Here is a 9636-nt window from a genome sequence, read left to right as displayed (position 1 = left end):
GGGGGGGGGGGGGTCTCGGGCGCGGGCGGGGGGTGTGGGGGGGGGCGGGGGCGGGCGCCGGCGCCCCCCGCCGGGTCGCCGAGTGCGGTGGCGCGGACCTCCATCGGCACGGGGGTCAGCCCCGCCAGCCGGCGGGCGACCGCGTCCGCCAGGCCGGCGCCGCCCGCGTGGCCGAGCCCGCCCGCCAGGACCAGACAGCCCGGGTCCAGGACGGCCGCGACGGCCGCCGCGCCCAGGGCGAGCCGCTCGGCGAGGGCCTCCGTGAAGGCCTCGCCCGCGGCGCCCGCGACCGCCTCCTCGACCGGCCCGGTGTAGCCGTGCCCGGCCGCGAGCGCGGCCACCGCGTCCCGGCCGGCCAGGGCGTGGAATCCGCCCCCGCAGTCCGTGGCGGAGGGCAGCCGGCCCGTGCCCGGCACCGGGAGGAAGCCGATCTCGCCGGCGCCGCCGGAGGCTCCGCGGCGCAGCCGTCCGTCCAGGACGACCGCGGCGCCCACGCCGGCGCCGAGCCACAGCAGGACGAAGGAGTCCAGGTCCTGCGCGGCGCCGACGCGCTGTTCGGCGAGGGCCGCGAGGTTCGTCTCGTTCTCCACCACCACCGTGGCGGGCAGCCGCTGCTGGAGCGCGGCCACCAGGTCCCGGTGCCAGGACGGCAGTCCGACGGTGCTGCGCAGCTCCCCGCCGGCCGGGGTGACCAGGCCGGGGGCGCCGACCACCACGGTGTGCAGACGGTCCGCGCCGGCTTCCCGGGCGAGGACCTCCAGCCGGGTCACGGCCTCGTCGACGGCGTCCACCGGGAGCGCCGCCCGGGCCAGCGGGCGGCCCAGCAGGTCCGCGACGACCGCGGTCGCACTGTCCGTCCGGACGTCGAGGGCCGCCAGGTAGGCGCGGCCGGCGACGATCCCGTACAGCCGGGCGTTGGGTCCGCGGCGCTGTTCGCCGGACTCCCCGACGACCTCGATCAGTCCGGCGTGGGTCAGCCGCTCGACGAGATCGGCGACGGAGGGGCGGGACAGGCCGGTCATCGCCTTGAGCTGAGTGGCGGTCAGGGGCCCCTCCTCCTGCAGGAACCGCAGGGCGAGCCGGTCGTTGATGGCCCGGGCCGTGCTCGGCGACGCGGGCGACGGAGCGGCGGGGGTCAGCACCTTGGCAGGAGTCACGGCGCCCATCTTAGGTACCTCGTCCGCACTAACTATCAGGCAGGGTCCCTGATAGTTTAATCCCATGACAGGGGAAACAGACCTCAGCCCGGCGCGCCTGCGCCGGGCCCGCATCGCCATCGCCGCCGTCTTCTGCACCCACGGTGCCGTGACCGGCTCCTTCGCCACCCGCATCCCCTGGATCCAGGAGCACGCGCAGCTCAGCGCGGGCACCCTGGGCCTGGCCCTGGCCTTCCCCGCGCTGGGCGCCGCGGTCGCGATGCCGCTGGCCGGCCGGATCAACCACCGCTTCGGCGCCCGCGCCGCGCTGCGCGGGCTCCTCTCACTGTGGACCCTGTCCCTGGTCCTGCCGAGCCTCGCCCCGAACCTGACGGTCCTGTGCTTCGTCCTGTTCGTCTACGGGGCGACCGCCGGGATGTCGGACGTGGCGATGAACGCGCTCGGCGTGGAGACCGAGAACCGGCTCGGCCGCTCGATCATGTCCTCGCTGCACGGCATGTGGAGCGTGGGAGCGCTGCTCGGCTCGGCTGCGGGCACGGTCGCCGCCCACTCCGGGGGCGACGCTCGGCTGCACCACCTGGTCGCCGCGCTCGCCCTGACCGCGGCCGGGCTGGTCGCCGTACGGGGGGTGCTGGACCTGCACAGCGCCGCGGAGGCGCAGGCGCCGCCGCATTTCGCGCTGCCCCCCAAGTCCGCACTGCTGATCGGGGCCATGGGGTTCTGCGCGGTCTTCGCGGAGGGCGCGAGCCTGGACTGGTCCGCCGTGTACCTGCGGGACGTGCTGGACACGGACGCCGGTCTCGCGGCGGCCTCCACCACGGCGTTCGCGCTCACCATGGCCGTCGCCCGGCTCGCCGGGGACCGGGTGGTGGACCGGTTCGGCGCGGTGCGCACGGTCCGGGCGGGCGGCGTCCTGGCCACCGCGGGCGGCCTGATCGTGGTGACGGTCCACCACCCGGCCGCGGCGATGGCGGGCTTCGGGCTGATCGGACTGGGCATCGCGGTGGTGGTCCCGCTGGCCTTCGCGGCCGCCGCGCGCAGCGGTCCGGCCCCGGCGCAGGCCATCGCGGGCGTCGCGACGATCACGTACACGTCGGGGCTGATCGCGCCGTCGGCGATCGGGGCGGTGGCGGACGCCACCTCGCTCGTGATGTCCTTCGGGCTGGTCACCCTGCTCGCGTTCGCGCTGGTCGCGGGGGCCGCGGTCCTGCGGCAGCAGCCGGTGACGGCGGGCTCCGCGCGCGCAGACCGGGACGAACCAGCGGATGTCCGCCCGTAAAATGGCTCGCTGGTCGCTCCGCGGCCCGGACGCTTGACCGATCGGTTCGACGGAAGTGGTGGAAGACATGGGCCTCGGGGTGCGCTGGACCCTGCACGGAGACGGGCGCAACCCCGCCCCCGGCGCGGTGGTGCGGCCGGACGAGCGGCTGTCGTGGCCGCGTACCGCGGGGCTGGGCGCCCAGCACGTCGCGGCGATGTTCGGGGCGAGCTTCGTCGCTCCGGTCCTGATGGGCCTGGACCCGAACCTGGCCATCATGATGTCGGGGATCGCGACGGCCGTCTTCCTGCTGGCCACCCGCGGGCGGGTGCCCTCGTACCTGGGCTGCTCCCTCTCCTTCGTGGGCGTCGCCGCGGCGATCCGCGCGGGCGGCGGTGACAGCGCGGTCGTCACCGGCGCGGTGTTCGTGGTCGGCGCGGCGCTGTTCCTCGCGGGGCTCGCCGTACAGCGCTTCGGCGCACGGATCATCCACGCCGCGATGCCGCCGGTGGTGACGGGCGCGGTGGTGATGCTGATCGGCTTCAACCTGGCGCCGGTGACGGCCTCGACGTACTGGCCGCAGGACCAGTGGACGGCGCTCCTGACCATGCTGTTCACCGGGCTGGCCGTGGTCTGCCTGCGCGGTTTCTGGTCCCGGATCGCGATCTTCCTCGGCCTGCTCTTCGGGTACGGCATCTCTTGGGTCTTCGACCTGCTCTTCGGCAAGATCCACTCGACGGTGGGCGGGACGGAGGCCGTCGACCACTGGCGGCTCGACCTCTCCGGGGTGGGCAGGGCCGACTGGTTCGGGCTGCCGTCCTTCCACGCCCCGCAGTTCGAGTGGTCGGCGATCCTCATCGCGCTCCCGGTGGTGATCGCCCTGATCGCCGAGAACGCCGGGCACATCAAGGCGGTCGGCGAGATGACCGGCGACGCGCTCGACGACAGGCTGGGCACGGCGATCGCCGCCGACGGCGCCGCGTCGATGCTGTCCACGGCGGTGGGCGGCCCGCCGAACACCACCTACTCCGAGAACATCGGCGTGATGGCGGCCACCCGCGTCTACTCGACGGCGGCCTACTGGGCGGCGGCGGGCTTCGCGCTGCTCTTCGGCCTCTGCCCGAAGTTCGGCGCGGTCGTCGCCGCGATCCCCGGCGGGGTGCTGGGCGGGATCACCGTGATCCTGTACGGGATGATCGGCCTGCTCGGCGCGCAGATCTGGCTGAACGGCCGGGTGGACCTGCGCAATCCGCTGAACCTGGTGCCGGCCGCGGCGGGCATCGTCATCGGCATCGGCGGGGTGAAGCTGCAGCTGACGGACGGCTTCGAGCTGGGCGGCATCGCGCTCGGCACGATCGTGGTGATCACGGGCTACCACGCACTGCGGTACCTGGCGCCCGCGCACCTCAAGAAGCAGGAACCGCTACTCGACTCGGGCACGTCGGCGTACGACGCCGAGGCGGACGCGGCGGACTCGGCAGGCGCGGCCGGCGCGGAACGGCCCGCGCAGGTCACCCGCTCCTGATCCGGGTTCGCCCGAACCGGCGAAGCACACGGCCAAGTTCCCCGGATCCGCACCGCCGGCTGCGACGCTGCCTCTCATGGAAGCGGTGCTCGCGCGGATGCGCGCCCTGGACGAGCGGCTCCCCGCGCACGACGGCGTCGCCGTCTTCAACCGGGTGTACCTGACGGTGACGGAGACCCTGCACGCGCGCATCTCCCACGGGGAGTTCCCGGCGCCGCGGCGGGCGGAGGCGCTGAGCGTGCTCTTCGCCGAGCGGTACCTGACGGCGGTGGAGGCGGACCGGGCCCCCGCCTGCTGGCGGCCGCTGCTCCAGTACCGCCGCCACCCCGGGATCCGGCCGCTCCAGCACGCCCTGGCCGGGATCAACGCGCACATCGGGCACGACCTCGCCCTCGCGGTGGTCGCCGCCTGCCGGGCCCTGGACTGCGAACCACGGGCCCTGGAGGCCGACTTCGACCGGGTCGGCGACACGCTGGTCTCCCTGGAGGAGCACATCCGGGAGGACCTGATGCCGGGCCCGGACCTGCTGGAGGTCGCGGATCCGCTGACGCACCTGCTCGGTTCGTGGAGCCTGGACCGGGCCCGCGGCGCCGCCTGGTCCGCGGCCCGCCTGCTGTGGACCCTGCGCCGCTCCCCCGACCTGGCGGAGGAGTTCGCGGACTCGCTGGACGCGGGCGTCGGCCTGGTGGGCCGCTGCCTGCTGACGCCGACGTCCTGACCCCGGGGCCGCAGGGCCCGTACCCCGCGCCGGACATGAAGACGGGCCGCCGCCGCGCTGTGTACGCGGGGGCGGCCCGTGGTCACGGGGCCGGAGCGGCGGGGGTGGGGCCGCTCCGGGCGGTGGCCGTCGGAGGTCAGTCCTCCGGCAGTTCGACCGGGGCGATCTCGTCGTAGACGTCGCCCGGACCGGGGTTGGTGGCGTCGGTGGAGCCGCCCAGGTGGTGCATGACGCCCCAGACCGCGTTCAGCGCCGTCTGGACCGCGCCCTCGGCCCAGCCCGCCGTCCAGGAGATGTCGTCGCCCGCGAGGAAGATGCCGCGCTTGTCCTCGGGGAGGCGGTCCTGCATGAAGTGGGTGAACAGGCGGCGCTGGTAGCGGTAGTGGCCCGGCAGGTTCGCCTTGAACGCGCCCATGAAGTAGGGCTCGTTCTCCCACGACACGGTCACCGGGTTGCCGATGATGTGACTGCGGATGTCGACCTTCGGGTAGATCTCGCCGAGGGACTTCAGCATGACCTCCATCCGCTCGTTCGCGGACAGCGGCAGCCACTTCAGGCTGTCGTCGCACCACGTGTACGAGAGGCAGATGACGGCCGGCTGGTCCGGGCCGTTGTCCAGGAGGTACGTACCGCGCGTCATGCGGTCCGTGAGGGTCATCGACATGACGTCGCGGCCCGTCGGGTTCCCCGCGTCGTCGACGGCCTTGTCCAGCCAGAACGGGCGGTCCACCGGGATGAAGAGCTTCGAGCTCTCCATGTAGTGGGTGCGCTCCATCGCCGTCCAGTGGTCGATGGGGAACAGCGAGTCGTCGCAGGCGATCTTGGACAGCAGCATCCAGGACTGCGCCGTGAAGATCGCGGCGCGGTACGTGCGGATGTCGCCCGAGGAGTCGGTGACCGTGATGCGGTTGCCGGCCGTGCGGTGCAGGCGGGTCACCGCCGGGCGCGGGGTGCCCTCGTGCAGGGAGGACAGCGAGGTGCCCTGCGCCCAGTGGACGATCTTCTCGGGCTCGCGCTCCCACAGGCGCAGCGGCAGCTGCTGCGAGCCGCCGACGATGCCGCGGTGGTGGTCGTCCGCCTCGGTGTAGACGACGCGCAGGATCTCCAGGATGGAGTTCGGGAAGTCGGTGTCCCAGCCACCGGTGCCGAAGCCGACCTGGCCGAAGATCTCGCGCTTGCGGAAGGACTGGAAGGCCTCGGACTTGCAGAGGAAGCCGTAGAAGGTCTCGTCGTCGAGCTTCTCGACGAGCTTGGCCCAGATCTCGCGGATGCGCGGGACGTCGCGCTCGCGCATCGCCTGGTTCATGTCGGAGAAGTCGGCGCCCTCGTCGAGGCAGGCGTTCCACGCGTCGGCGACGTCGCGGTAGATCTGCGGGAGGTCGGCGATCGTCTCGGCGTAGTGGGTCTCGCCCTTGAGGTCCACGACCGTCGAGGGGGTGGCCTCGGCGAGCGGGTTCGGGAAGGGCTCGGTGACCAGGCCGACGAGGTCGATGTAGTGCTGGAGCGCCGTGGAGGAGGGCGGGAAGCGCATGGCGCCCATCTCCGCGGTCAGACCCTCGGTGCCGGCGCCCTCGAAGCCGACGGTGCGCAGCCGGCCGCCGATCTGGTCCGCCTCGTAGACGACGGGCTTGAGGCCCATCTTCATCAGCTCGTAGGCGGAGATGATGCCGGACAGGCCGCCGCCGATGACGGCGACCTCGGTGCCGTGCTCGGTCGCCGGTATCTGGCCCAGGCCCGCAGGGTGGGCGAGGAAGTCGTCGTACGCGTACGGGAAGTCCGGGCCGAACATGGTGATCGGCGGCTGTCCGTCGCTGTGCGGGACGGCGGTGGTGGGCACCGTGGACGTCATGGGGTACGGCTCCTTGCGGGGGTGGGGCAGGGGGGAGGGCGCAGACGGGATCAGACGAGGGAGGCGTAGAGCCCGGGGCGGCGGTCGCGCAGGTAGGGGTTGGTCTCGCGCGAGGCGCGCAGCAGCTCGGGATCGGCCTCGCCGATCACCAGCTCCTCGCCGCGGCCGGCCCGGGTGCGGGTCACCCCGTCGGGGCTCGCCAGGCAGCTGAGTCCGACGAACTCGAACTCGCCTTCCGGACCGGTGCGGTTGACGTACGCGATGTACATCTGGTTCTCGAAGGCCCGTACGGGGACGAGCTGTTCGGCGACGAACTGGAACGGGTGCATCTGCGCGGTCGGCACCAGGAGGAGGTCGGTGCCGGCCAGGGCGTGGGCCCGGACGTTCTCCGGGAACTCCACGTCGTAGCAGATCATGATGCCGATGCGCAGGCCGCCCAGGTCGGCCTGGACGACGGGGGTGTCGCCGGGCGTGAAGGCCTCCTGCTCGAAGCAGCCGAACAGGTGGGTCTTGCGGTAGTTCGCCAGCCGGACCCCGTCCGGGCCGACGAGCTGGGCCGCGTTGTACACCGTCTCGCCCTCGCGCTCGGGGTAGCCGTACAGGACGGCGACGCCGTGGCGGCGGGCGATCTCGCCGATGGCGCGGGCGGACATGCCGTCGGCGGCCTCGGCCAGGGCGGCGACGTCCGCGACGTCCAGCGCGTACCCGGTCAGGAACATCTCCGAGGTCACGAGGAGTCCGGCGCCCGCCTGTGCGGCGCGCTGCGCGGCCTCGTCGAGCGCCTTCAGGTTCTCGGCGGTGTCACCGAGCCGTCCGGAACTCTGGAGGAGGGCGGTGCGCAGCGGGGGCATGGGCGTACCTCTGTGACAGGAGGGGTGGGGGTCCTATTGAAGGTACGTTCGCGCGTTCGACCCCGACAAGCCGTGACCGTTGCGCTCCGCGCATCGATTCGTTGCGTGTTTGACGGCTCGGGCGGCGATTCGTTGCGCGGACCCCCGGGGTTCCCCTCCTGCCACGGGTTACGCGTCGACGCGGAAGGCGGGATGGGCGCGCAGGCGCCTCAGGTCGTCGAGGATATCTTCCGTGTCGTTGCCGATGACGCGGCCGCTCCAGGTGTCGCAGAGGGCGGGCACGGCGAGCGCGCCGTCGTAGTGGTGTCCGGCGGCCTCGTAGGCGCGGCGCAGGGCGGCGTACGAGGCCGGCGGCCCGAGCAGGGTGGTGGCGACGGCCCCCTCCAGGCCCAGCCGGGCGAGGGCGGCCGCGACGCGCACGGAGCCCGGACAGTCGGCGGAGAGGTACAGGCGGTAGCGGTGCGGCACGGGCGAGAAGCCGGCGCCGATGCGGCCGCGCAGGACGGGGGCCGGACCGGTTCGGGGCAGGACCATGGGCAGCATGACTCTCCTGGGGACGGCACGAAGGCGTGGCGGACCTCCCGGCGGCGTGGCGCGCGCCGGGTCACGGGGGTGGTGCGGGGACGCGTACGCCGCGGCGGGCCCCGGTGCGGCGCACCGGACGCCGGAGACGGTTTGAGGTGGCGACCGGACCGCCGGCCGGAGGACCGGGCGGCGGTGGGCGTCGGCGGCCGGCGGGTCAGGCGACCCGGCCGGGACCTGCGGCTGCGCCCGGGGCCCTGGGCGGCGCACCGACCGGGCAGCGGCTCAGGCGCCCGCGCCGAACGCGCTGCACACGCGCAGCAGGTCGATGTGCAGGCGCCGGGTCAGCCACCACCGGCGGAGGATCCCCGCCCGTGCGCCCGCCGTCCTGGCCATCTCCACCGGCTCCGTCCCGCCCCTGGGGCATAAACCCGCCCGCGACGGACGCTGACTCTCGTGACCGTCGTCACCAGCAGTCTCGTGGCGGTGCGCGGGGCCGTCAAGAAGGTGGTGGCCGGTCCTGCGCCCGTACCCGAGGGAAGGAGTTCCCCACCCCATGGCGTCCGACACCCACACGGCCGCGCGGGCCGTGCCCGTGCACGTCCTCGACAATCCGGTCTGGGCCGCACTCGGCGGCCCGAGCAGCCCCTTCGCCGAAACCGGGCCGCGGGGGCTGGCGGCCCGGTACGTCGCCGACACCTCCCCGTTCGTCGCGCTCGCGGACCCGGAGGACCCCGGGGCCTGGGCCGATCTGGCGGCGCTGGCCGGGCCCGGGCAGACGGTCTGGGTCACCGGCCTGCCGACGCCGCCCCCGGGGTGGACGACGGAGGTGTCGATACCGGGCGTGCAGATGGACGGCGGGGCGGTACGGGCCGAGGCGGCGCCCGAAGCGGTGCTGCTGGGGCCGGCCGACGTACCGGAGATGCGGGAGCTGGTCGAGCTCACGAAGCCGGGGCCGTTCGCGCGGCGCACGATCGAGCTGGGCACGTACCTCGGGATCCGGCACGAGGGCCGGCTCGTCGCGATGGCGGGGGAACGGATGCGGCCGCCGGGCTGGTCGGAGATCAGCGCGGTGTGCACGCACCCCGACCACCGCGGCCGCGGCCTGGCCGGCCGCCTGATCCGCGCGGTGGCCGCCGCGATCGGCGAGCGCGGCGACCGCCCGTTCCTGCACGCGGCGGCGGAGAACACGGGAGCCATCGCCCTGTACGAGTCGATGGGGTTCACGCTCCGCCGCCGCCCGTACTTCATCGGCGTCCGCACGCCGGACGCGGGGGCCTGACGGAGGCGGCGCACGGCCGGGTCACGGCGGCAGGTTTCAGGGCGTTCGGATCGGTCACACGCGGGGACATGCCGAGTCACGCGAAAGGAACGCGAACTGTCATGACCGACGTCTCCCGGCTGCCCGGCGCCGCCGACCACCACTGGCAGTGGCAACTGCGGGCCGCCTGCCGCAACCTGGGCCCCGGACGCTTCTACCACCCCGCCGGCGAGCGGGGCGAGGAGCGGGAGGACCGCGACGAGGCCGCGAAGCGGGTCTGTGCGGTCTGCCCGGTGCGCGCCGCGTGCCTGGACCACGCGCTGCGGACCCGTGAGCCGTTCGGGGTGTGGGGCGGGCTGACGGAGGAGGAGCGCCGGCCCCTGCTGGAGCCGGCCGGCCGCCGCACCGCCGCGGCCCGCGCGGGCGCCGGACACACCTGAACGCCGCCCGCGGGGCGGGTCCCGTACCGCTCCCGCCCCCCGGACACTGCTGCGC

At 74.2% G+C, this 9636-nt stretch carries 9 protein-coding genes; 5 read left to right on the top strand and 4 right to left on the bottom strand.

Translation table 11 applies throughout. From position 1 onward, the window contains the following. A partial coding sequence (locus ACFXA3_RS18415) for an ROK family transcriptional regulator (protein WP_385187954.1) occupies positions 1-1166 on the bottom strand: 1166 nt, incomplete at its 3' end. A 55-nt stretch (positions 1167-1221) separates the two neighbouring features. On the opposite strand from ACFXA3_RS18415, the gene ACFXA3_RS18410 reads away from it, so the two are divergent. The 3 genes from ACFXA3_RS18410 to ACFXA3_RS18400 all read left to right on the top strand — a co-directional run bounded on the left by ACFXA3_RS18410 (position 1222) and on the right by ACFXA3_RS18400 (position 4658). Continuing rightward, positions 1222-2436 carry an MFS transporter gene (locus ACFXA3_RS18410; protein WP_385187952.1) on the top strand — a complete coding sequence of 405 codons (1215 nt, stop codon included), beginning with the start codon at positions 1222-1224 and terminating at the stop codon, positions 2434-2436. A gap of 67 nt (positions 2437-2503) precedes the next feature. Beyond that, the gene (locus ACFXA3_RS18405; RefSeq protein WP_385187950.1) at positions 2504-3940 is read left to right on the top strand and encodes a uracil-xanthine permease family protein; all 1437 of its coding nucleotides are present in this window, start codon (positions 2504-2506) and stop codon (positions 3938-3940) included. Between the two features lie 76 nt (positions 3941-4016). Then, positions 4017-4658 (top strand): DUF5995 family protein, encoded by a 642-nt coding sequence (locus ACFXA3_RS18400; RefSeq protein ID WP_385187949.1) that lies wholly within the window; start codon positions 4017-4019, stop codon positions 4656-4658. A gap of 136 nt (positions 4659-4794) precedes the next feature. Here ACFXA3_RS18400 and ACFXA3_RS18395 read toward each other — a convergent pair whose 3' ends face one another. From ACFXA3_RS18395 to ACFXA3_RS18385, 3 genes are all read right to left on the bottom strand, one after another. Beyond that, complete coding sequence (locus ACFXA3_RS18395; RefSeq protein ID WP_385187948.1) at positions 4795-6507, bottom strand: flavin monoamine oxidase family protein; 1713 nt, start codon at positions 6505-6507, stop codon at positions 4795-4797. A 50-nt stretch (positions 6508-6557) separates the two neighbouring features. Beyond that, entirely contained in the window at positions 6558-7358 is an 801-nt protein-coding gene (locus ACFXA3_RS18390; RefSeq protein ID WP_385187946.1) for a carbon-nitrogen hydrolase family protein, read from the bottom strand. A gap of 168 nt (positions 7359-7526) precedes the next feature. Then, the gene (locus ACFXA3_RS18385) at positions 7527-7901 is read right to left on the bottom strand and encodes a hypothetical protein (protein ID WP_385187945.1); all 375 of its coding nucleotides are present in this window, start codon (positions 7899-7901) and stop codon (positions 7527-7529) included. A 535-nt stretch (positions 7902-8436) separates the two neighbouring features. Between ACFXA3_RS18385 and ACFXA3_RS18380 the strand changes: the two genes are divergently transcribed. After that, complete coding sequence (locus ACFXA3_RS18380; protein ID WP_385187943.1) at positions 8437-9162, top strand: GNAT family N-acetyltransferase; 726 nt, start codon at positions 8437-8439, stop codon at positions 9160-9162. Positions 9163-9263: 101 nt separating this feature from the next. Continuing rightward, positions 9264-9581, top strand: a complete 318-nt coding sequence (locus tag ACFXA3_RS18375; protein WP_385187942.1) for a WhiB family transcriptional regulator — start codon at positions 9264-9266, stop codon at positions 9579-9581. Positions 9582-9636: the final 55 nt, after the last annotated feature.

The organism is Streptomyces sp. NPDC059456, assembly GCF_042750055.1.
GTDB lineage: Bacteria > Actinomycetota > Actinomycetes > Streptomycetales > Streptomycetaceae > Streptomyces.
This window is presented reverse-complemented; position numbering and strand designations above follow the sequence as displayed.